The organism is Streptomyces sp. NPDC088766 (assembly GCF_044750845.1).
GTDB lineage: Bacteria > Actinomycetota > Actinomycetes > Streptomycetales > Streptomycetaceae > Streptomyces.
In genome coordinates this window covers 1-22057 of the sequence record NZ_JBIVKQ010000031.1, presented here as the reverse complement: position 1 = coordinate 22057, position 22057 = coordinate 1, and the positions used below count along the sequence as shown (strand labels likewise).

Sequence of the window (22057 nt, the reverse complement as noted above, 5' to 3'; positions counted from 1 at the left end):
ATCGGCGGATCCGCCGGCCGTGTGACATTCGCCGCTCCGCCGGGTAGGGCTGTGCAGCTACGTTACCCACAAGTAGCATGGGTTCTGAGCGCGCGCTCAGCGCTTGCGCAACGCAGTAGTGCCATCCCGCACCTGGAGGAGAGCCATCGTGCCTCGTACCGTCAGGGACGTCGTCTTCGTCGACGGCGTCCGTACCCCGTTCGGCAAGGCGGGCCCGAAGGGCATCTACCACGAGACCCGTGCCGACGACCTCGTCGTGAAGGCGATCCGGGAGCTGCTGCGCCGCAACCCCGGTCTCGACCCGAAGAAGGTCGACGAGGTCGCCATCGCCGCGACCACGCAGATCGGCGACCAGGGCCTGACCATCGGCCGCACCGCCGGCATCCTGGCCGGTCTGCCGACCTCGGTGCCCGGTTACTCCATCGACCGCATGTGCGCGGGCGCCCTGACGGCCGTCACCACGGTCGCCGGCTCCGTCGCCTTCGGCGCCTACGACGTGGCCATCGCCGGCGGTGTCGAGCACATGGGCCGCCACCCGATGGGCGAGGGTGTGGACCCGAACCCGCGGTTCGTCAGCGAGAAGCTGGTCGACGAGTCCGCCCTGTTCATGGGCATGACGGCGGAGAACCTGCACGACCGCTACCCGCAGATCACCAAGCTGCGCGCCGACGAGTACGCGGTGCGCTCGCAGGAGAAGGCCGCCAAGGCCTACGCCAACGGCAAGATCCAGGCCGACCTGGTGCCGGTGTCCGTGCGGCGGACCAGCCCCGAGGCCGGTGAGACGGGCTGGGGCCTGGTCACCGCCGACGAGCCGATGCGTCCGGGCACGACCCTGGAGAACCTCTCCGGGCTGAAGACCCCGTTCCGCGTGCACGGCCGGGTCACCGCCGGCAACGCGGCCGGTCTGAACGACGGCGCCACCGCCTCCCTCATCGCCTCCGAGGACTTCGCGCGCGAGAACGGCCTGCCGGTCAAGATGCGCCTGGTCTCCTACGCCTTCGTGGGCGTCGAGCCGGAGGTCATGGGCTACGGCCCGATCCCGGCCACGGAGAAGGCCCTCGCGCAGGCGGGTCTGTCCATCTCCGACATCGGTCTCTTCGAGATCAACGAGGCCTTCGCCGTCCAGGTCCTGGCCTTCCTGGACCACTACGGCATCGCCGACGACGACGAGCGCGTCAACCAGTACGGCGGCGCCATCGCCTTCGGCCACCCGCTGGCCTCCTCCGGCGTCCGGCTGATGACGCAGCTGGCGCGCCAGTTCGAGGAGCAGCCGCACGTCCGCTACGGCCTGACCACCATGTGCGTCGGCTTCGGCATGGGCGCGACGGTCATCTGGGAGAACCCGCACTTCGAGGGGGACAAGTGAGCACCACCGCTGAGCTGCTGAAGGGTGCGGCCGAGCTGTTCCCGGACGAGGTCGTCACGCAGGCGCACGTACGCCACTTCGACCTGCCGCAGGGTGCCGGGCGCTTCGCCCTGATCACCCTCGACAACGGCCTGGACCACACCAAGCCGACCACCTTCGGCCCGCAGTCCCTCGCGAACCTGAACACCGCGATCGACCAGGTCGAGAAGGAGGCGGCGGCCGGCGAGATCGTCGCCGCCGGTGTCACCGGCAAGCCGTTCATCTTCGCGGTCGGCGCCGACCTCAAGGGCGTCGAGCTGCTGAAGGAGCACGAGCACGCGCTCGCCATCGGCAAGGGCGGCCACGAGGTCTTCAAGCGCCTCTCCGGCCTGGCCGTGCCGACCTTCGCGTACTACAACGGCGCGGCCATGGGCGGCGGCGTCGAGGTCGGCCTGCACTGCACCTACCGCACGGTGTCCGCGGCCCTGCCCGCCTTCTCGCTGCCCGAGGTCTTCCTCGGTCTGGTCCCCGGCTGGGGCGGCTGCACCCTGCTGCCGAACCTGATCGGCGCCGACAAGGCCGTCTCGGTGATCATCGAGAACTCGCTCAACCAGAACAAGCAGCTCAAGGGCGCCCAGGTCTACGAACTGGGCATCGCCGACGCCCTGTTCGAGGGTGCGGACTTCCTGGAGCAGTCGCTGATCTGGACGGCGTCCGTCCTCAAGGGCGAGATCGTCGTCGAGCGCCCGGTGATCGACCGCGGCGAGGCCTGGGACCAGGCCGTCGCCAGGGGCCGCTTCATCGCGGACAGCAAGGTGCACGGTGCGGCCCCGGCCGCCTACCGCGCCCTCGACATCATCGCCGCCGCCAAGGACGGCGACCTCCAGCAGGGCTACGACGCCGAGGACCAGGCCCTCGCCGACCTGATCATGGGCGGTGAACTGCGCGCCGGCATCTACGCGTTCAACCTGGTGCAGAAGCGCGGCAAGCGCCCGGCCGGTGCCCCGGACAAGAACCTGGCCCGCCCGGTCACCAAGGTCGGCGTCGTGGGCGCGGGCCTGATGGCCTCGCAGCTCGCCCTGCTGTTCCTGCGCCGCCTCGAGGTGCCGGTCGTGCTGACCGACATCGACCAGGAGCGCGTCGACAAGGGTGTGGGCTACGTCCACGCCGAGATCGACAAGCTGCTCGGCAAGGGCCGTGTCAACCAGGACAAGGCCAACCGCCTCAAGGCGCTGGTGACCGGTGTGCTGGACAAGGCCGAGGGCTTCGCGGACGCGGACTTCGTCATCGAGGCCGTGTTCGAGGAGATCGGCGTCAAGCAGAAGGTGTTCGCGGAAGTCGAGGCGGTCGCCCCGGCGCACGCGATCCTCGCCACCAACACCTCGTCCCTCTCCGTCACCGAGATGGCGTCGAAGCTGAAGAACCCCGAGCGGGTCGTGGGCTTCCACTTCTTCAACCCGGTCGCGGTCCTGCCGCTCCTGGAGATCGTGCGCGGCGAGGCGACCGACGACGCGTCGCTGGCCACCGCCTTCGCCGTCGCCAAGAAGCTGAAGAAGACGGCCGTCCTGGTCAAGGACGCCCCGGCGTTCGTCGTGAACCGCATCCTGACCCGCTTCATGGGCGAGGTGCAGAACGTCATCGACGAGGGCACCCCGGTCGAGGTCGCGGAGAAGGCGGTGGAGCCGCTCGGTCTGCCGATGTCCCCGCTGGTCCTCCTCGAGCTGGTCGGCCCGGCCATCGGCCTGCACGTCTCGGAGACGCTCAACCGGGCGTTCCCGGAGCGCTTCACGGTCTCCCCGAACCTCAAGGCGGTCGTCGAGGCGGGCAAGCGCGGCTTCTACGTCTACGACAGCGGCAGGCCGGAGCTGGACCCGGAGGTCTCCGCGCTGCTGAAGCAGGGCGACTCCGTCCTGACCGAGGAGCAGGTGCGGGCGCGCGTCCTGGACGCGGTGGCGCAGGAGATCGGGCTCATGCTCGACGAGGGCGTCGTCGCCGAGGCGCAGGACGTCGACCTCTGCCTGATCACCGGTGCCGGCTGGCCCTTCCACCTGGGCGGCATCACGCCGTACCTGGACCGTGAGGGTGTGTCGGAGCGGGTGAACGGCAAGAAGTTCCTGGCTCCGGGCGTCGCGTCGATCCCGGTGTGACACGGGCGCATGACGTGAGGAGGGCCCCCGCCGGTCGGCGGGGGCCCTCCTCACGTCGGGTCGCGCGGGCCTGGCGGGTCGGTCAGACCTCCTGCCACGCCGTCAGCGCCAGCCCGGGTTCGTCCTTGCGGCGGGTGACGAGGAGCCGGCCGGCCGACGGGGACAGGGTCACGGCGACCACCCGGTCCTCGTGGTCGCGGGCGAGGGCCACCTCGGCGTCGGCGGGCAGCCCGGGTCCGGACTCGGTCCACCAGGCGCCGGCGCCCTCCTGCTCGGTGGGGTACGCCGCGAAGGCCACCCGGCCGCCGGACGAGCGCTGGGCGAGCAGCGTGCAGTCGTGTCCGTCGAGTTCGCAGCGCACGGCGGCCACCGGACCGGGGCCCGCCGCGGCGAGCAGGACGACGGGTGCGCCACCGGGGCGCCAGGCGCACAGGTCCCCCGATGGGTCGGTGTAGTAGAGCGTGGTGTGCTCCGGCGAGGTGGCCAGGGCCCGCAGGGTGCCGGGGCGGACCGGCGTCTGCACCGACTCCCCGAGGACGGGCGGGGTGCCCGGCTGCTCCTGCCGCCAGTGCTGGAGCCCGCCGGGGACGGCCGCGTACGCCTCGACGCGCCCGGACTCGCCCGCGAGCGCGACCGGCGCTCCCAGGACCTCCGGCCCCTTCAGGTCGCGCCACGGGTCCCAGCCGCCCTTCTCCTTCTGGGCGGCCATGCCGAGCCCGGTGCCGGACCGGGCCACGAACACGTGCGCCCGCCCCTGGGCGTCCACGGCGACGGCGGGCGTGCCGGTGAGGTCGCCCTCGGTGTCCGGGTGGCCGACCGGAACCCAGTCGAGGGCGGCGAGCAGGGGACGGAAGTGGGCGGAGTGCACGATTCCCGACCGGCCCGGCACGGTGGGCCGCCAGGAGGCGAGATGGGCGTACCCGTCGGCCCCGCGGCCGACCGCCGGGACCGCACGCAGCCTCTGGTCGCCACCGACCCTGCGCGGCGGGTCCCAGGCGCCGCCCGGGGTGCGCTCCGCGCGGCACAGGACCGCATCGTCCGACGTCAGGTAGACACAGAGCCGCCCGTCGCGGCCACGTACGAGCCATTCGCCGTTCACCCGGTCACTTTATGACGGCCCGTCGACGGCACCCTCGGGTGGGCCGCGTCGGGGCCGCCGTCGGCCGTGGCACCCTGGGCGCCATGGACGACGACAACGGCCCGCTGCTCGTGATCGTCGACGCCGCGAACGTCGTGGGGTCGGTGCCCGACGGGTGGTGGCGCGACCGACGGGGCGCCGCGGAGCGGCTGCGGGACCGGCTGGCCGCCGACGGGCTGCCGGGGCACCCGGGGCCCGTGGAGGTCGTCCTGGTCGTCGAGGGCGCCGCACGCGGTGTGGCGCCGGTGCCCGGCGTACGGGTGGAGTCGGCGTCCGGCAGCGGGGACGACCACATTGTCGGCCTGGTGGCCCGGTCGGGGGACCGCCGCCGCCTGGTGGTCACGGCCGACCGCGAACTGCGCCGGCGGGTCACCGCGCTGGGCGCCGGGGTGGCGGGCCCCCGCACCGTCCGGGCGTAGGCGGCTACGGCACCTGCGCGCGCCCCGGCCGAGGGGCACGCGGCCGGACGGCACGCGGCCCCGCGGTCGCCGCCGGGGCGGGGCACGCGGGGCCGTGGGGCGGGGTGTTCAGCGGCCGTCGCCGGGGCCGGGGCCGGCCACCTGGCCGACGGCGGTGCCCTCGCCGCGGCCCAGGCGGCTGTGGGAACGGCCGTAGAGGAAGTAGACGGCGAACCCGATCAGCATCCAGATCGCGAAGCGCAGCCAGGTCTCGGCGGGCAGGTTGAGCATCAGCCACAGCGAGGCCAGCACCGACAGGATCGGCAGCACCGGCACCCAGGGGGTGCGGAAGGCGCGGGGCAGGTCGGGACGGGTCCGGCGGAGGATGATCACGCCGATGGCGACGACGACGAAGGCGAAGAGCGTGCCGATGTTGACGAGTTCGGCGAGTTCGCTCAGGGGCGTGAAGCCGGCCAGGATCGCGATGAGCACGCCGAGCAGGACGGTCGGCCGGTGCGGGGTCTTGAACCGCGGGTGGACCTGGGAGAAGAACCGCGGCAGCAGTCCGTCGCGGCTCATCGCGAAGAAGACGCGGGTCTGGCCGAGCAGCAGGATCATGCAGACCGTGGTGAGGCCGACGGCGGCGCCGAAGCTGATGAAGCCGGCGAACCAGGGATGGCCGGTGGCCTTGAAGGCGTCGGCGAGGGGGGCGGTGATGGACAGCTCGGTGTAGTTCTGCATGCCGGTCACGACGATCGACACCGCGACGTAGAGGGCGGTGCAGATGATCAGGGAGCCGAGGATGCCGCGGGGCATGTCGCGCTGCGGGTTCCTGGTCTCCTCGGCGGCCGTGGCGACCACGTCGAAGCCGATGAACGCGAAGAAGACCACGGAGGCGGCGGTGAAGATGCCCATCACGCCGAAGTTGGACGGCGCCCAGCCGAACATCAGCTGGATGAGCGGGGCCTTGAGGCTGTCGCCCGCCGGCACCTCCTGCGCCTTCGGGATGAAGGGGTCGTAGTTGTCGCCCTCGATGAGGAAGGCGCCCGCGATGATCACGACGAGGACCACGGTCACCTTGACGGCGACGACCACCGAGGTGACGCGCGCGGAGAGCTTGGTGCCCACGACGAGGATGGCGGTGAGGACCAGGACGAGCGCGGCGGCGAGGATGTCGAAGCCGAAGCCCTCGGCCCCGTCCCGGCCGCTGAGCGCCTCCGGCAGGTGCCAGCCCGCGTTGTCCAGCAGCGAGGCGATGTAGCCGGACCAGCCGACCGCGACCACCGCCGTGCCCAGCGCGAACTCCAGGACCAGGTCCCAGCCGATGATCCAGGCGGGCAGTTCTCCGAGGGAGGCGTAGGAGAAGGTATAGGCGGAGCCGGCCACCGGGACGGTGGAGGCGAACTCGGCGTAGCAGAGCGCGGCGAGTGCGCAGACGACGCCGGCCGCCACGAAGGCCAGGGCGACGGCGGGGCCGGCGTTGTTCTTGGCGACCGTGCCGGTCAGGACGAAGATGCCGGTACCGATGATGACGCCGACGCCGAAGACGGTCAGATCGAGCGCGGACAGGGATTTCTTGAGCGCGTGCTCGGGCTCCTCGGTGTCGAGGATGGACTGCTCGACCTTCTTCGTCCGGAAGAGGGTGCTGCTCACGGGTCTACCTCCCACGCTGTGTCGTCCCCGACATGATCGAGAGGGGGCGTAGTCCGTATGCCCCGGCGCGGGCTCAATCACGCAAATGGGCCGGTTTCACCACCCTCTCAGCGGTGAAACCGGCCCGGCACGGCGTGTCGGCGCGCATCGCGCGCGATTCCCGTCGTCGCGTGCGTCGCCGTCGGTCGTGTGCGTCGCCGTCAGTCGCGCGCGGGCTCGACCTCGGCGGCCGTCCTGTCGTACCGCCCGTCGAGCCGGGAGACCAGGCCGGTGACCTGGCGGGCGATGTCGGGGGCGGTCAGCCCGATCTCGGCCATGACCTCGGCGCGGGAGGCGTGGTCGAGGAAGCGGGGCGGGATGCCGAAGTCGCGCAGGGGCACGTCCACCCCGGCGTCGCGCAGGGCCTGGGCGATCGTGGAGCCCACACCGCCGACGCGCGAGTTGTCCTCGACGGTGACGACGACGCGGTGGCGCTCGGCGAGCGGGGCCATGGCCTCGTCGACGGGCTTGACCCAGCGCGGGTCGACGACGGTGGTGGAGATGCCCTGCCGGTCGAGCAGGCCGGCGATCTCCAGGCACATCGGGGCGAGGGCGCCCACGGAGACGAGCAGCACGTCGGGCCGGTCCGTGCCCGGCTCGCGCAGTACGTCCATGCCGCCGACGCGTCCCACGGCCGGTACGGCGGGTCCGACGGCGCCCTTGGAGAAGCGCACCACGGTGGGCGCGTCGTCGACCTGGACGGCCTCCCGCAGCTGGGCGCGCACCTGGTCGGCGTCGCGCGGCGCGGCCAGCCTGAGGCCCGGTACGACCTGGAGGATCGACATGTCCCACATGCCGTTGTGGGAGGCGCCGTCGGTGCCGGTCACGCCGGCCCGGTCGAGCACGAAGGTGACCCCGCACCTGTGCAGGGCGACGTCCATGAGGACCTGGTCGAAGGCGCGGTTGAGGAAGGTGGCGTAGACCGCGAAGACGGGGTGCACGCCCGCGTGGGCGAGGCCCGCCGCGGAGACGGCGCCGTGCTGCTCGGCGATGCCGACGTCGTAGACGCGGTCGGGGAAGGCCTTGGCGAACTTGTCCAGGCCGACGGGCTGGAGCATGGCCGCGGTGATGGCGACGATGTCCTCGCGCTCGGTGCCGAGCTTCACCATCTCCTCGCCGAAGACGGAGGTCCAGTCGGCGCCGCTGCTGGCGATCGGCAGACCCGTGTCGGGGTGGATCTTGCCGACGGCGTGGAAGCGGTCGGCCTCGTCCTGGAGGGCGGGCTGGTAGCCGCGGCCCTTCTCGGTGAGGCAGTGCACGATGACGGGGCCGCCGAAGCGCTTGGCACGGGCCAGCGCCGACTCCAGGGCCTCGATGTCGTGGCCGTCGATCGGGCCGACGTACTTCAGGCCGAGGTCCTCGAACATGCCCTGCGGCGCGATGAAGTCCTTCAGGCCCTTCTTGGCGCCGTGCAGGGTGTCGAAGAGGGGCTTCCCGACGACCGGGGTGCGGTCGAGGATGTCCTTGGTGCGGGCGAGGAAACGCTCGTAGCCGTCGGTCGTGCGCAGGGTCGCCAGGTGGTTGGCGAGGCCGCCGATGGTGGGGGCGTAGGAACGCTCGTTGTCGTTGACGACGATGACGAGCGGACGGTCCTTGGCCTCGGCGATGTTGTTCAGCGCCTCCCAGGCCATGCCGCCGGTCAGGGCGCCGTCACCGATGACCGCCACGACGTGGCTGTCCCGTTTCAGGATCTCGTTGGCCTTGGCGATGCCGTCGGCCCAGCCGAGCACCGTGGAGGCGTGGCTGTTCTCGATGACGTCGTGCTCGGACTCGGCCTGCGAGGGGTAGCCGGACAGGCCGTCCTTCATCTTCAGCCGGGAGAAGTCCTGCCGGCCGGTGAGCAGTTTGTGCACGTAGGACTGGTGGCCGGTGTCCCAGAGCACCTTGTCCTTCGGGGACTCGAAGACCCGGTGCAGTGCGATGGTGAGCTCGACCACACCGAGGTTGGGGCCGAGGTGGCCGCCGGTCTTGGACACGGCGTCGACGAGGAAGGTCCGGATCTCCCCTGCCAGCTGGTCCAGCTCCTCCAGGCTGAGCCGGTCCAGATCGCGCGGTCCCCTGATGCGGGTCAGCAGCGGCACCCGTGCCTCCTTGCAGTAGAGCTGATCGAGCTGTTGCCGGGCTCTGCGAGTCTAATCTTCCGGCCCGGCGGACGGCGCCCGCCCCTTGATTCAGGGGTCCTCGGGGATTCACGGTTCGGCCGTCCCCTGGATGCGGGTCCCCCCGGACGGGCCCGGCATGCCTGTGCCCGGCACCCACGCGGGTACCGGGCACGGGGTGGGGCGCCGCCGAGGTCAGCCTCGACCGGCGGCCTTCTGGCTCTTGCGGGAGACCGAGTCGATGACGACCGCGCCGAGCAGGACACCACCGGTGATCATGTACTGGATCGAGGTGTTCATGTTCAGCAGGTCGAGACCGGTCTGGATGGACTGGATGACCAGCATGCCCAGGAGGGCGGACCAGACGGTGCCGCGGCCGCCGAAGAGGCTGGTACCGCCGATGACCGCCGCGGCGATCGCCAGCATCAGGGTGTTGCCGCCACCGGCGCTGAGCGTGGCGCTGGCGGTCTGGCCGGCGAAGAACATACCGCCGACCGAGGCGAACCCACCGGCGATGGCGAACACGGTGATGCGGATCATCGGCACGTTGATACCGGCGCGGCGGGCCGCCTCGATACCGCCGCCGACCGCGAAGACCTGACGGCCGAAGGTCGTACGGCGGAGGATGAAGTCGACGATGACCAGCGCGGCCAGGAAGATGACGAGCGCGTTGGAGACGCCGGCGGCGTTGTTCAGCACGGCCGCGGCCGCGAAGGACGCGACGGCCAGCGCGCCGACGCGCAGCAGGATCTCGCTGGTGGGCCGGAACGGCACGCCCGCAGCCTTGCGGCGGCGCTGCTCGCCGAAGGAGCCGAACAGCATGGACGCCACACCGAGGCCGGCCAGGAGGTAGGCACCGATGATGGCCTGGTCCATGAAGAAGGAGCTCTGCCCGAGCAGGTGGACCGGACCGGAGTCGGACGGGATGTTGATGGTGCCGCTGTCACCCAGCAGCCACAGCATCAGACCGTTCCAGCCGAGGAAGCCGGCCAGGGTCACCACGAAGGCGGGTACGCCGATCCTGGCGAAGAACCAGCCGTGCAGGGCGCCGATGGCGATGCCCGTGAGGACCGTCAGGACGAGCGACAGCCACGGGTTCATGCCGTTGTTCACCACGAACACGGCGAACAGGGTGGACGCCAGGCCGCTGACGGAGCCGACGGACAGGTCGATCTCGCCGAGCAGCAGGACGAACACCAGGCCGATGGCCAGCATGCCGGTGGCCGACAGGTAGTAGCTGATGTTCGAGAGGTTGTCGGCGCTCAGGAAGCGGTCGTTCTGCAGCTGGAAGATCGTCCAGATGACGATCAGGCCGATGACCACCGGCAGCGAGCCCAGCTCGCCGCCCTTGACCTTGCGCTTGAACTCGGTGATGTAGCCCTTGAGGCCCTCCTCGCGGACCAGCAGGCGCGGGTCGACGACGGTGACCGGGGCGGCCGTGGGGTCGTCGGCGGGGGCGACGGTGGTCTGATCCTCCACCACGCCTTCGGTCTTCTCGACCTTGGCGCTGTCGCTCTTCACGGTCTTGGACGTGTCGCTCACTTTGCCGCCTCCGCGGTGCGACGCCCCGCACGACGGGTCACGGCGTTGTCCGTGGCACCCGTGATCGCGGCGATGATCTCTTCGTGGCTGGTGTCCTTCACGGGGAAGGAGCCGTTGTTCTTGCCCAGGCGCAGGACGGCGACGGTGTCGGCGACCGCCTTGACGTCGGCCATGTTGTGGCTGATGAGGATGACACCGAGGTTGCGCTCGCGCAGCCGCTCGACCAGGTCGAGGACCTGCGCGGTCTGCTCGACACCGAGGGCGGCGGTGGGCTCGTCGAGGATGACGACCTTGGGGTCGCCGATCAGCGCGCGGGCGATGGCGACGACCTGGCGCTGACCGCCGGAGAGGCTCGCGATCGGGATGCGCACGCTCGGGATGCGGATGGAGAGCGTGGACAGCAGCTCGCGGGCGTTCTTCTCCATCGACACCTCGTCGATGACACCGCGGCGCAGCAGCTCGCGGCCGAGGTAGAGGTTGCCGACCACGTCGAGGTTGTCGCAGAGCGCGAGGTCCTGGTAGACCGTCGCGACGCCGAGGCCCTGAGCGTCGTGCGGCTTGTTGATGCTGACCGGCTTGCCCTCCCATTCGATGACGCCCTCATCGATGGGGTGGACACCCGCGATCGTCTTGACCAGGGTGGACTTTCCTGCGCCGTTGTCGCCCACCAGGGCGACCACTTCTCCGGCGTGGACCTCCAGCTCGACGTCGGTGAGTGCCTGCACCGCACCGAATCGCTTGGAGACTCCGCGCAACGCCAGCACGGGCGTAGCGGACACGTGAACCATCTCCTTCGCCGCCTGACCGGCGGGGATGCCGCGCTGTGGGACAGGCGCGGAAGGGTGTGCGCAACGCCGACGGGTACGGGGCGCTGACGCACGAGGTTTACAAGATGAACATGCGCGAGTCCGCCGCACTTGGCAACGGTTCCGTCCGACGCCCGCCCCGGCAGCGGGGTGTGAAGGTGGGGCAGGCGTCGGCGGGGTCTCACGGGGCCGCTGTGCGGCCGGTGGCCCGGGCCCCGCGGGGGACCCGAGCCGGATGCGCGCGGGGCGCGGGACCGCTACTGGAGGCCGGCGGCCTTGCAGGCGGCGGCGAACTCGGCGGTGCAGATCTCCTCGACCGTGTACAGCTTGTCCGCGATGACCGTGTCCTTGATGTTGGCCTTGGTGACCGACACCGGGGTCAGCAGCTGGGAGGGGACCTTGTCGCCGGAGCCGCTGGTCAGCTCGGTGGTGGCGAGGGACTTGACGTCCTTGCCCTCGAGCAGGTTGACCGCGAGCTGGGCGGCGGCGTCGGCCTCGGGCTTGAAGGCCTTGTAGACGGTGGAGGACTGGGTGCCGGCGACGATGCGCTGGATGCCCGCGAGCTCCGCGTCCTGGCCGGTCAGCGGGATGCCGCTGATCTTCGCGCCCTTGAGGGTGTTGGCGATGCCACCGGCCATGCCGTCGTTGGCGGCGTAGACGCCCGCGATCTTCTTCGCGCCGAGCTGCGTGATCGCGGCCGACATCTTCTGCGCGGCGACGGTGTCCTTCCACAGGCCGGACTGCTCGTAGGCGATCTTGACCTTGCCGTCGAGGGCTTTGTGGGCGCCTTCCTTGAACTGGCCGGCGTTCGGGTCGGCGTCGTCACCGTTGATCATGACGACGTTCGCCGTGGGGGTGGCCTTCGGGCCGAGTGCGTCGAGGAGGGCCTGGCCCTGGAGCTCGCCGACCTTGACGTTGTCGAAGGAGACGTAGGCCGAGACCGGACCCTGCGCGAGGCGGTCGTAGGCGACGACCTTGACGCCCTTGTCCACCGCGGACTTGATGGAGGACTTGATGGCGGCCGAGTCCTGCGCGGAGACGACGATCACCTTGACGCCCTTGGTGACCATGCTGCTCATCTGCTGGGCCTGCTTGGCCGGGTCGGCGGCGGCGTTCGCGTACTGCACGTCGCAGTCGGAGCAGAGCTCCTTGACCTTGGCCTCGAAGAGCGGCTTGTCGAACTTCTCGTAGCGCGCCGTGACGCTGTCGGGGAGCAGCAGGCCGATGGACTTGCTGTCGGACTTGCTGCTGCTGCCGGAGTCGTCGTCGCCCGCCTTGCCGCACGCGGCAATCGACAGGGCCATGGAGACGGCGGTGGCGCCGATCACGACTCTACGCATCGTTGCGTTCATTGGGGTGTGCCTCCCTGACAGGGCCGCAACGCTGCGGCCGAGGTGGCTGGAAGTCAACTCGGCCACACGTGCGACGTCAAGAAGTAAATACTTAACGAGATGGCAACGGCGTCATTCGTTCTCTAAGTGAAGGCAGGTGTGTTGGCCGTCAGCGTGCCGTCCAAAAGGGTCGAATCACCCATCTCGCTGAGCGCGAGAGCGAGCGCCCCGAGCACCTCCGCACGGCCTCCGAGTGCCCCCGGGAGAACGGTGAGTTGCCGTGCCGCGCTGGGGATCGCGTAGCGGCCCACGGACTCCCTGATGGGTCCGAGCACCAGCTCACCGGCCTCGGCGAGATCACCGCCCAGGACCACCCGGCTCGGGTTCAGCAGGTTGCAGAGGTTGGCGACTCCACTGCCGATGTGCCGGCCGACGTCGGCGATCACCCGACGGCAGCCCGGGTCTCCCTCCCTGGCCAGCCGCACGACTCCCTCCATGGTCAGGTCCGTGCCGTGGCTGGACTGGAGGAGCGGCAGCACGTAGCGGGCGGCCGTGAAGGTCTCCAGGCAGCCCCGGTTTCCGCAGCGGCAGACGGGGCCCGATTCGTCGAGTGTAATATGTCCTATTTCGCCCGCGGTGCCGCCAGGACCCCGGTAGATCTTCCCGTCGATCACCAGACCGGCGCCGACACCGCTGGCGACCTTGATGTAAGCAAGATCACGAACGCCTCTGCCGCTGCCCCAGACCAGCTCGCCGAGGGCGCCGAGGTTGGCGTCGTTGTCCACGTGCACGGCCACGCCGAGCCGCCCCCGCAGCTCCTCGGCGGGCTTGGTGCCGATCCAGCCGGGCAGGATCGCGGAAGAGCCGAGCGAGCCGGACTCCACGTCGATCGGACCGGGGACCCCGAGGCCCACTCCGGCGATCTTCGAGCGGTCCACCCCGGTGGCCTCGATCAGGCGGTTGACCAGCTGTTCCGCCCGGTCGAAGCCCTGCGTCGAGGAGGCGTCCACATCCAGCGGTTCGGACTCCTCGGCCAGCACCTGATGGGCCAGATTGCCCACGGCGACCCGCAGGTGGGTGTGGCCGAAATCCACCCCGATGACGATGCCGGCGTCCCCGCTCAGACTGACGCTGCGGGCCCTGCGGCCACCCGCCGAGGTGGGCGTGACCTCGACGGTCCCGCGGTCCTTCAGCTCGCGCACGATGTTGGACACGGTCGCCGCGGACAGGCCCGTCGTCCGGGCGATCTCCGCCTGCGTGAGGGACCCGGCCAGGCGCACGGCGCGCACCACCCGCTCCAGGTTGGCTCGGTGCAGCGACGACTGCGACCCCGGAGTCTCCACGACGACCTCCTGCGCGCGGGACCGCTTCGATGAGGCCCCGTCCATGTCCAACTAGTGAACTCTAAGCTGAGCTGTTCGGGTTGCCTCCCGTCAAGAGGTTGAACACTAATCGCGTTCGTGCACACACTGAACGGTGCCGTTCCCCGACTCGGGAACGGCACGCGTACGGGTGGCTGCGCAGTGCTACCGCGGCGTCCAAGTGATCAAGGGGAGGGACTACTTCAGCGCCCCCGCGGTCAGTCCCTGCACCACCTGCCGCTGGAAGACGACGTACGCGGCGAGCACCGGCAGCATCGCCATCACCAGGCCCGCGAAAAGACCCGACCAGTCGCCCTTGTAGCCCTGGCTGACGGCCAGCTGGACCAGTCCCTGGGTGAGGACGCGCTTGTCCGGATCGGTGTTGAGGACCGTGGGGAGCATGTACTGGTTCCACTGGCCCAGGAAGTTGAAGATCCCCACGCTGATCAGGCCGGGCCTGGCCATCGGCAGCATGATCTGGAAGAACGTACGGCTGTGCGAGGCGCCGTCGACGAACGCCGCCTCCGCCACCGACGAGGGCAGCGTGCGGAAGAACGCCGTCAGGAAGAACACCGTGAACGGCAGCGAGTAGGCGATGTAGACCAGGATCAGGCCGTGGACCGTGTTCAGCAGGCCCATGTTGTTCACCACGTAGAACAGCGGGACCAGCGCGAGCATGATCGGGAAACTCATGCCGCCGACGAACAGGTAGTAGACGAACCGGTTGCCGGGGAAGTCGAACCGGGCCAGGACGTACGCCGCCATCGAGCCGAGCACCAGGGTGCCGACGAGCGACCCTCCCACCACCAGCACGGTGTTGAGGAAGTAGTCGCCCATGTCGGCCTCGGTCCAGGCCCGCGACCAGTTGTCGAAGTGCAGTGTGTCGGGCAGCGACCAGGGCGAGCCGAAGATGGAGCCGTCGTCCTTGAAGGAGGTCATCACCGCCCACAGCAGCGGCAGCACGACCATCACCGCCCACACGACGAGGATGCCGTGCGAGAAGGCGTTGAGGACCTGCCCCTCCTTCCGCGTCCGGGGCGGTGCCCCGGCCGGCGGAAGGTCCGCCTTCGTGACGGGGACGGGCGCCGGGGGCTCTGCGGTCTTCTCGATGCTCATGATCAGTACTCCAGCCGCTCGCGCCGGCCCAGCCGCATCACCAGCGCGGCGAAGGCCAGCGTCACGACGAGCAGGGCGACTCCGATGGTGGTGGCGTAGGCGGCCTGACCGTCGCGGAACGCCTTCTGGTACACGTAGAGGACCATGACGGTGGTCGAGTAGTCGGGCCCGCCCGGCCCGGTCGTCATGATCTGGACGACCGCGAAGGACTCCGCGCCGAGCGCGAGGATGCCCATGTAGACCCAGCCGGACTGCACGGTGTCCCACAGCAGCGGCAGGGTGATGCGGAAGAACGTGGTGGCGCGGCCGGCGCCGTCGAGCAGGGCGGCCTCGTACAGGTCCGCCGGGATCGACGCCATGCCCGCGGAGAACAGCACCACGAAGAAACCGACCGTCGACCAGACGAGCACCGCCATCACGCACCACAGCGCGAGCCCCGGATCGCCCAGCCACAGCGGCTGCACGCCGTCCAGACCGATCCCGCGCAGCAACGAGTTGACGGCGCCGCTGTCGGGGTTGTAGGCGAAGGCGAACAACAACGCCACGATGGCGATCGACAGTACCTGCGGGAAGAAATAGACGATCTTGTAGAAGGAAGAGCCGCGCACACCGGAGACGACCGGGCCGCCCCTTCTCCTCCGTCCGCCGACATTGATCATGAAGGCGAAGAACAGCGCCAGGCCGATCGTCACCAGCGGCAGCACGACCGCGAACAGCAAGCTGTGCTGCAGGGACTTCCAGAAGATGTCGTCGTCCAGCATCCTCCGGTAATTGTCCAGGCCGACCATCTCGAACTCGGGGCTCAGACCGGTCCAGTCCGTGAACGAGTAGTAGATGGACTGGACGAACGGCCACACCACGAAGAGCGCGTACAGTCCCAGGGGCAGCGCCAGGAACCCCGCGACGAACCGGTACTTGCCGTGCTGCATCGCCACTCCGGTGTCGTGATAATGCCGGTCACTGGTGCTTGTAGTGCTTGATCGAGGAATCCTTGGCCGCCTCGTCGGCGTAACCCTGGATCTTCTTGACCGCCTCCGCCGGAGTGAGCCGGCCGGCCATCATCTCGCCGAGTCCGGAGACCCCGATCTTCTCCTTCTGCAATTGCACGTACCAGTCCTGGAGCCGCGGGTTCACCACGTTCTGACCGGCCTTGTCCAGCGCGGCGACACCCGACTCGAGGCCGGGGGTGAGGGTGATGCCGTCGGTGCCGCCGTTGTACGCGGTCAGCGACTTGACCTTGGAGGTGAAGTTCTTCGAGGACGCCTCGCTCAGCATGATGCGCAGCTGCTCCATCCCGCCGGCCGGGTTCTTCGCCTTGGCCGGGACGACGAACGGCTCGCCGCCGGAGGCCCAGATGGTGCCGAACGGCAGCTTGTCGGAGCTGTCGAGTCCGGTCGGCGCGGAGACGGCGAGGTCGAAGCCGGCGGGGATGACGTTGGCCGACTCGTTCTCCACCCAGGAGCCGTTGGGCAGGAACAGGGCCTTGCCCTTGGCCCACGCGGTCTGCGACTGGATGTGGTCCAGGCCGGGGGTGCCCTGGAGGACGTAGCCCTTCTTGTACAGCTCGTAGTAGGCGTCGAAGCAGGCCTTGACCGCCGGGTGTCTCCAGGCGTTCGGCTCCAGGTTGTCGATGGCGTCGAGGACTTCGCGGCCGCCGACCTTGCCGATCATCGGGTACAGCGAGAAGGGGAGGTAGTACGGGTACTTGCCCGCGTACGTCCAGCCCGCCATGCCCTTCTTCTTGGCCTTCTCGCAGACCGCGAGCATCTCGTCCCAGGTCTCGGGGTAGGTGGCGTCCAGCGAGTCCAGGGCCTTCTGCGAGTACCAGACGCCGTACACGGTGTACGCGTAGTACATGATCCAGACCGGGTCGCCGTCGAACTGGCCCATCTCCACGATGCCGGGGCGCAGGGTGTCGCGGACCTTCTTCGACGGGTCGTCGTAGGACGGCGCGTCCAGCAGCGCGGTGAGGTCGGCCAGCTGGTTCTTGCCGACCAGGACGCCCATGTCCATCTGCTCGGCGCCGGAGTTGTCGATGAGGTCCGGCGGGGTGCCCTGGTTGAAACGGGGCTGGAGGGTGGACTGGATCTTCTGGGTGGCCGAGAACTTCACCTCGGCCTTCGGGAATCGCTGTTCGTAGACCTTCACGGCGTCCTCGGCGTACTCCTTGCCGAAACCGCCGTCGAACAGGACGAATTCCATCCGGGTGGTGCCATTCACGCCGAGCGGGTTCTTGTCGGTCTTCTTTCCGGCCTCGGCCTTGTCCTCGCCACCGCCGCCCCCGCTGCTGGCGCAGGCGGAGAGGAAACCCACCGTGGGGACGGAGATCAGTCCGAGGGCGGCCGATCTCCTGATCAGATCGCGGCGGCCGACGCCTTTCGCACCGCGATTCTCGACGGAGCCGGCCGAACCAGCCGAACCAGTTGAATCAGTCGAAGCAGTTGAATCAGCCGAATCGGACACAGAAGTGGATCCCATGCTCAAGTCCTCGCCTTCTCCAGGACTCAGGCGGTGAACCGGATCCTTCCCGGCACCGCGGTCAGGTGAAGCAGGGTCGTGCGGATCGGGTGAATCGCCGACAGGTATAGTCCACTTCCCGCCGCCGGACAAGATCGAATGCAAGGTTGGCCATGGGTCTTTTCCGAGTTGAGACCTGGCGGAAATATGAGCCCACCGCGACCGTCCGGCCGGAAAACCGCCGGACGCGAGCCCGTGGAGGAGTTGCGGCGAACCCGCTCAGAACGGTTCGGGCGATCCACGGCGGAGCCTGGCGGAATGCCTCGCGGGGCCGACGGGGCAACGCTCGCACGACACCTCGCGGAGCCAGCGGCGGACCCTGGCACGACACCTCCCGGAACCAGCGGCGGACCCTGGGCGCGACGCCCCGCAGGGCCCGCCCGGGTCACTGCGAAGGACCCGGATGGCGCGGTCAACGTCCTTGACATCACTTGCCACTTGGCCACCTACTGATTCCTGCGCATCAAGGAAGACAACGTTGTCCGGCGCAGGGAGGGTGCTCACGGATGCAGCGCTTCGGAGCTCGGTCCAGGTGGATCCGGTGGAGACGGGCGGTCGTGGGCACGGCCGCCCTGGTCATGGCGGCGGGCGCACCGGGGGCGGCGGTCGCCCTGCCCGACCGGGTGCCGGTGCCCGACCGGGAGTTCGCCACCTCCTTCGAGAACGGTGAGCGGGCTCCCGACTGGCGGAGCACCGTCGAGTCCGTGCCGGGCGGCGGGAAACGGGCGTCGGGGGTCGACGGCGGCTACGGCGGCGGGCTCCCCGGCGATGTGACCGACCGGGTCACGGACGTCCGGGCGAGCGCCGAGAACACGGCCGGCGGCGAGGTGAAGGAGAACCTCGTCGACGGCGAGGCCGGCACCAAGTGGCTGGCCTTCGAGGCCACCGGCTGGGTGGAGTTCGACCTGCCCGAACCCGCGGCGGTCACCGCGTACGCGCTGACGTCCGCCAACGACGCCGCCGGGCGCGACCCGGCGGACTGGACCCTGAAGGGCTCGGCGGACGGCAGCGACTGGACGGCCGTCGACACCCGCTCCGGGGAGTCCTTCGACAGACGGTTGCAGACGAGGACGTACGCGCTCGGCGCACCGGCCTCCTACCGGCACTTCCGGCTGGAGGTGACGAAGAACCACGGCGCCGGGATCCTCCAGCTCGCCGACGTGCGGTTCGGGACGGGCGGCGACGGCGACCCCGTGCCGCCGGACATGCAGACCGTCGTCGACCGCGGGCCGAGCGGTTCCCCCACCGCCAGGGCGCGGGCCGGCTTCACGGGGCTGCGGGCCCTGCGCTACGCCGGGCGGCAGACCGCCGAGGGGCGCGGCTACTCGTACAACAAGGTCTTCGACGTGAACGTGCGGGTCTTGGCGCGCACCCGCCTGGCGTACCGGATCTTCCCGGCCATGGCCGAGGGGGACCTGGACTACGCGGCGACGAACGTGTCGGTGGACCTGGCGTTCACCGACGGGACGTATCTGAGCGGGCTCGGGGCGAGCGACCAGTACGGCTTCGCGCTGTCGCCCCGCGGGCAGGGCGCGGCCAAGTCGCTGTACGTCAACCAGTGGAACGACGTCGTCGCGGGCATCGGTTCGGTGGCGGCCGGGAAGACCGTCGACCGGATCCTCCTCGCCTACGACTCCCCCGGCGGGCCGGCACGGTTCCGGGGCTGGGTGGACGACATCGCGCTGCGCACGGCCCCGCCCGAGGCCCCCAAGGCGCACCTGTCGGACTACGCGGTGACCACGCGCGGCACCAACTCCAGCGGGAGCTTCTCGCGGGGCAACACCTTCCCCGCGACCGCCGTGCCGCACGGCTTCAACTTCTGGACCCCGGTGACCAACGCGTCCACCCTGGGCTGGCTCTACGACTACTCCCGCGCGAACAACGCCGACAACCTGCCCACGATCCAGGCGTTCAGCGCGAGTCACGAGCCCAGTCCGTGGATGGGTGACCGGCAGACGTTCCAGGTGATGCCGTCCGCGGCGGCCGGCGTCCCGGACACCGGGCGGACGGCGCGGGCGCTGCCGTTCCGGCACGCGAACGAGACGGCCCGGCCGTACTCCTACGGCGTGCGGTTCGAGAACGGGCTGAAGGCGGAGATGGCGCCGACCGACCACGCGGCGGCCTTGCGCTTCACCTACCCGGGCGACGACGCGAGCGTCGTCTTCGACAACGTCACCGACCGGGCGGGCCTCACGCTCGACACCGAGAAGGGCGTCGTCACCGGCTGGTCGGACGTGAAGTCGGGGCTGTCCACGGGCGCGACCAGGCTGTTCGTGTACGGCGAGTTCGACGCGCCGGTGACGGCCGGGGCGTCGAACGGGGTGAAGGGGTACCTGCGGTTCGACGCGGGCGCCGACCGCACGGTCACCCTGCGCCTGGCGACCTCACTGATCGGCGTCGACCAGGCCCGCGACAACCTGCGCCTCGAGATCCCGGAGGGGACCGCCTTCGAGACGGTCGAGCGGCGGGCCCAGCGGCAGTGGGACGGGCTGCTGGGCACGGTGGAGGTCGAGGGTGCCACCCCGGACCAGCTGACGACGCTGTACTCCAGTCTGTACCGGCTGTACCTGTATCCCAACTCCGGCTTCGAGAAGGTGGGTTCGACGTACAAGTACGCCTCGCCCTTCTCCCCGATGCCCGGCCCGGACACCCCGACGCGCACCGGCGCGAAGATCGTGGACGGCAAGGTGTACGTCAACAACGGTTTCTGGGACACCTATCGGACGACCTGGCCGGCGTACTCGCTCCTGACGCCGGCCAGGGCGGGCGAGCTGGCGGACGGGTTCGTGCAGCAGTACAGGGACGGCGGCTGGACCTCGCGCTGGTCCTCCCCGGGGTACGCCGATCTGATGACCGGCACCTCGTCGGACGTCGCCTTCGCGGACGCGTACGTCAAGGGTGTCGGCCTGGACGCCAGGTCGGCGTACGACGCGGCCGTGAAGAACGCGACCGTCGTGCCGCCGTCGTCCGGCGTGGGCCGCAAGGGCATGGCGACCTCGCCGTTCCTCGGCTACACCGCCACCGACACCCATGAGGGACTGTCCTGGGCCCTGGAGGGCTACCTCAACGACTTCGGGATCGCCCGGATGGGACAGGAACTGTTCAGGAGGACGGGCGAGCGGCGCTACCAGGAGGAGTCGGAGTACTTCCTCAACCGCGCGCAGGGCTATGTGCACCTGTTCGACGCGGAAGCCGGCTTCTTCCAGGGCCGGGACGCGGAGGGCGACTGGCGGGTGAAGTCGTCGGCCTACGACCCCCGCGTGTGGGGCTACGACTACACCGAGACCAACGGCTGGGGTTACGCCTTCACCGCCCCGCAGGACAGCCGGGGCCTGGCCAACCTCTACGGCGGCCGCGACGGCCTGGCGCACAAGCTCGACACCTACTTCGCGACCCCGGAGACCGCCTCCCCCGAGTTCACGGGCTCCTACGGCGGCGTCATCCACGAGATGACGGAGGCGCGGGACGTGCGGATGGGCATGTACGGGCACTCCAACCAGGTGGCCCACCACGCGATCTACATGTACGACGCGGCCGGGCAGCCCTGGAAGGCGCAGGCCCGGGTCCGCGAGGCGCTGGGGCGCCTGTACACCGGCAGCACGATCGGACAGGGCTACCACGGCGACGAGGACAACGGCGAGCAGTCGGCCTGGTACCTCTTCTCCGCGCTCGGCTTCTACCCGCTGGTGATGGGCAGCGGCGAGTACGCGGTCGGCTCCCCGCTGTTCAAGAAGGCCACCGTGCACCTGGAGAACGGCGAGGACCTGGTGATCCGGGCGCCGCGCAACAGCGCCCGGAACGTCTACGTACAGGGCCTCCGGGTCGACGGCCGCCCGTGGAAGTCGACCTCGCTCCCCCATTCGCTGCTGGCGAAGGGCGCGGTCCTCGACTTCGACATGGGCCCGCGGCCCTCGGCGTGGGGCGGCGGAAAGGGCGCGGCACCCGTGTCGATCACCGAGGACGACGAGGTGCCCACTCCGCGCACGGACGTGCTCACGGGCGAGGGCGCCCTGTCCGACAACACGTCGGCGACGGGGGCCGGGGTCTCGGGCGCGGTCGACCTGCCGGTCGGCGCCGCCGAGAAGGCCGTCCAGTACACGCTCACGTCCTCGAAACAGTCCGACGCACCGACGGCCTGGACGCTCCAGGGCTCGTCCGACGGCGTGACCTGGACGGACCTGGACCGGCGCACCGGCGAGTCGTTCCGCTGGGACCGGCAGACCCGGGCGTTCTCGATCCCCCGCCCGGCCTCGTACCGGCACTACCGGCTGGCCTTCGACGGTCCGGCGGTCGTCACGGAGGTCGAGTTGCTGTGCTGATCGCGGGCGGGGCGGGGGGGGGGGGGGGGGCCGCCCCCCCCCCCCCCCCCCCCCCCCCCCCCGCGGCGGGGCGGGGGGGGGGGGGGGGGGGGGGGGGGGGGGGGGGCGCCCCCCCGGGGGCGCCGGGGGCCCCCGGGGGGGGGGGCCCCCCCGCGGGGGGGGGGGGCCCCCCCCCACGTCGGGTCGCGCGGGCCTGGCGGGTCGGTCAGACCTCCTGCCACGCCGTCAGCGCCAGCCCGGGTTCGT

The 22057-nt window shown here is 70.3% G+C and carries 14 protein-coding genes; 4 read left to right on the top strand and 10 right to left on the bottom strand.

Annotated features, from left to right (window positions below):
• Nucleotides 1-148 precede the first annotated feature (148 nt).
• Both ACIP5W_RS31540 and ACIP5W_RS31535 read left to right on the top strand, forming a co-directional pair.
• The gene (locus ACIP5W_RS31540) at nt 149-1366 is read left to right on the top strand and encodes a thiolase family protein (RefSeq protein ID WP_401480774.1); all 1218 of its coding nucleotides are present in this window, start codon (nt 149-151) and stop codon (nt 1364-1366) included.
• Entirely contained in the window at nt 1363-3492 is a 2130-nt protein-coding gene (locus ACIP5W_RS31535) for a 3-hydroxyacyl-CoA dehydrogenase NAD-binding domain-containing protein (protein WP_401480772.1), read from the top strand. Before ACIP5W_RS31540 ends, ACIP5W_RS31535 begins: the two co-directional genes overlap by 4 nt.
• Nucleotides 3493-3574: 82 nt before the next feature.
• Here ACIP5W_RS31535 and ACIP5W_RS31530 read toward each other — a convergent pair whose 3' ends face one another.
• Nucleotides 3575-4591, bottom strand: coding sequence for a hypothetical protein (locus ACIP5W_RS31530; RefSeq protein ID WP_401480770.1), 1017 nt, complete (start codon nt 4589-4591; stop codon nt 3575-3577).
• A gap of 83 nt (nt 4592-4674) precedes the next feature.
• On the opposite strand from ACIP5W_RS31530, the gene ACIP5W_RS31525 reads away from it, so the two are divergent.
• The gene (locus ACIP5W_RS31525) at nt 4675-5049 is read left to right on the top strand and encodes an NTP pyrophosphohydrolase (RefSeq protein ID WP_401480768.1); all 375 of its coding nucleotides are present in this window, start codon (nt 4675-4677) and stop codon (nt 5047-5049) included.
• 108 nt (nt 5050-5157) lie between these two features.
• On the opposite strand, the gene ACIP5W_RS31520 is transcribed toward ACIP5W_RS31525, so the two are convergent.
• The 9 genes from ACIP5W_RS31520 to ngcE all read right to left on the bottom strand — a co-directional run bounded on the left by ACIP5W_RS31520 (nt 5158) and on the right by ngcE (nt 17453).
• Complete coding sequence (locus ACIP5W_RS31520) at nt 5158-6681, bottom strand: amino acid permease (RefSeq protein WP_401480766.1); 1524 nt, start codon at nt 6679-6681, stop codon at nt 5158-5160.
• Between the two features lie 200 nt (nt 6682-6881).
• Entirely contained in the window at nt 6882-8801 is a 1920-nt protein-coding gene (dxs, locus tag ACIP5W_RS31515) for a 1-deoxy-D-xylulose-5-phosphate synthase (protein WP_401480764.1), read from the bottom strand.
• A 213-nt stretch (nt 8802-9014) separates the two neighbouring features.
• Nucleotides 9015-10361, bottom strand: coding sequence for a sugar ABC transporter permease (locus ACIP5W_RS31510; RefSeq protein ID WP_401480762.1), 1347 nt, complete (start codon nt 10359-10361; stop codon nt 9015-9017).
• A complete protein-coding gene (locus ACIP5W_RS31505) occupies nt 10358-11149 on the bottom strand; it encodes an ATP-binding cassette domain-containing protein (RefSeq protein WP_401480760.1) in 792 nt (263 codons plus the stop codon). The genes ACIP5W_RS31510 and ACIP5W_RS31505 overlap by 4 nt, the downstream gene beginning before the upstream one ends.
• Before the next feature lie 275 nt (nt 11150-11424).
• A complete protein-coding gene (locus ACIP5W_RS31500; RefSeq protein ID WP_401480758.1) occupies nt 11425-12519 on the bottom strand; it encodes a sugar ABC transporter substrate-binding protein in 1095 nt (364 codons plus the stop codon).
• Nucleotides 12520-12641: 122 nt separating this feature from the next.
• Entirely contained in the window at nt 12642-13841 is a 1200-nt protein-coding gene (locus tag ACIP5W_RS31495; protein WP_401480882.1) for an ROK family protein, read from the bottom strand.
• Nucleotides 13842-14057: 216 nt separating this feature from the next.
• Nucleotides 14058-14975 (bottom strand): carbohydrate ABC transporter permease, encoded by a 918-nt coding sequence (locus tag ACIP5W_RS31490; protein ID WP_401480756.1) that lies wholly within the window; start codon nt 14973-14975, stop codon nt 14058-14060.
• A 2-nt stretch (nt 14976-14977) separates the two neighbouring features.
• Nucleotides 14978-15904, bottom strand: a complete 927-nt coding sequence (locus ACIP5W_RS31485) for a carbohydrate ABC transporter permease (RefSeq protein WP_401480754.1) — start codon at nt 15902-15904, stop codon at nt 14978-14980.
• A gap of 28 nt (nt 15905-15932) precedes the next feature.
• A complete protein-coding gene (ngcE, locus tag ACIP5W_RS31480) occupies nt 15933-17453 on the bottom strand; it encodes an N-acetylglucosamine/diacetylchitobiose ABC transporter substrate-binding protein (RefSeq protein ID WP_401480752.1) in 1521 nt (506 codons plus the stop codon).
• A 617-nt stretch (nt 17454-18070) separates the two neighbouring features.
• Here ngcE and ACIP5W_RS31475 point away from each other — a divergent pair.
• Nucleotides 18071-21811, top strand: coding sequence for a GH92 family glycosyl hydrolase (locus tag ACIP5W_RS31475; RefSeq protein WP_401480880.1), 3741 nt, complete (start codon nt 18071-18073; stop codon nt 21809-21811).
• The last annotated feature ends 246 nt before the right edge of the window (nt 21812-22057 follow it).

Coding starts and splice junctions, on each gene's coding strand:
- ACIP5W_RS31525 (WP_401480768.1), top strand. CDS start 4,675: ATGGACGACGACAACGGCCCGCTGCTCGTGATCGTCGACGCCGCGAAC.
- ACIP5W_RS31505 (WP_401480760.1), bottom strand. CDS start 11,149: ATGGTTCACGTGTCCGCTACGCCCGTGCTGGCGTTGCGCGGAGTCTCC.
- ACIP5W_RS31500 (WP_401480758.1), bottom strand. CDS start 12,519: ATGAACGCAACGATGCGTAGAGTCGTGATCGGCGCCACCGCCGTCTCC.
- ACIP5W_RS31490 (WP_401480756.1), bottom strand. CDS start 14,975: ATGAGCATCGAGAAGACCGCAGAGCCCCCGGCGCCCGTCCCCGTCACG.
- ACIP5W_RS31485 (WP_401480754.1), bottom strand. CDS start 15,904: ATGCAGCACGGCAAGTACCGGTTCGTCGCGGGGTTCCTGGCGCTGCCC.
- ngcE (WP_401480752.1), bottom strand. CDS start 17,453: ATGGGATCCACTTCTGTGTCCGATTCGGCTGATTCAACTGCTTCGACT.
- ACIP5W_RS31475 (WP_401480880.1), top strand. CDS start 18,071: ATGGCGGCGGGCGCACCGGGGGCGGCGGTCGCCCTGCCCGACCGGGTG.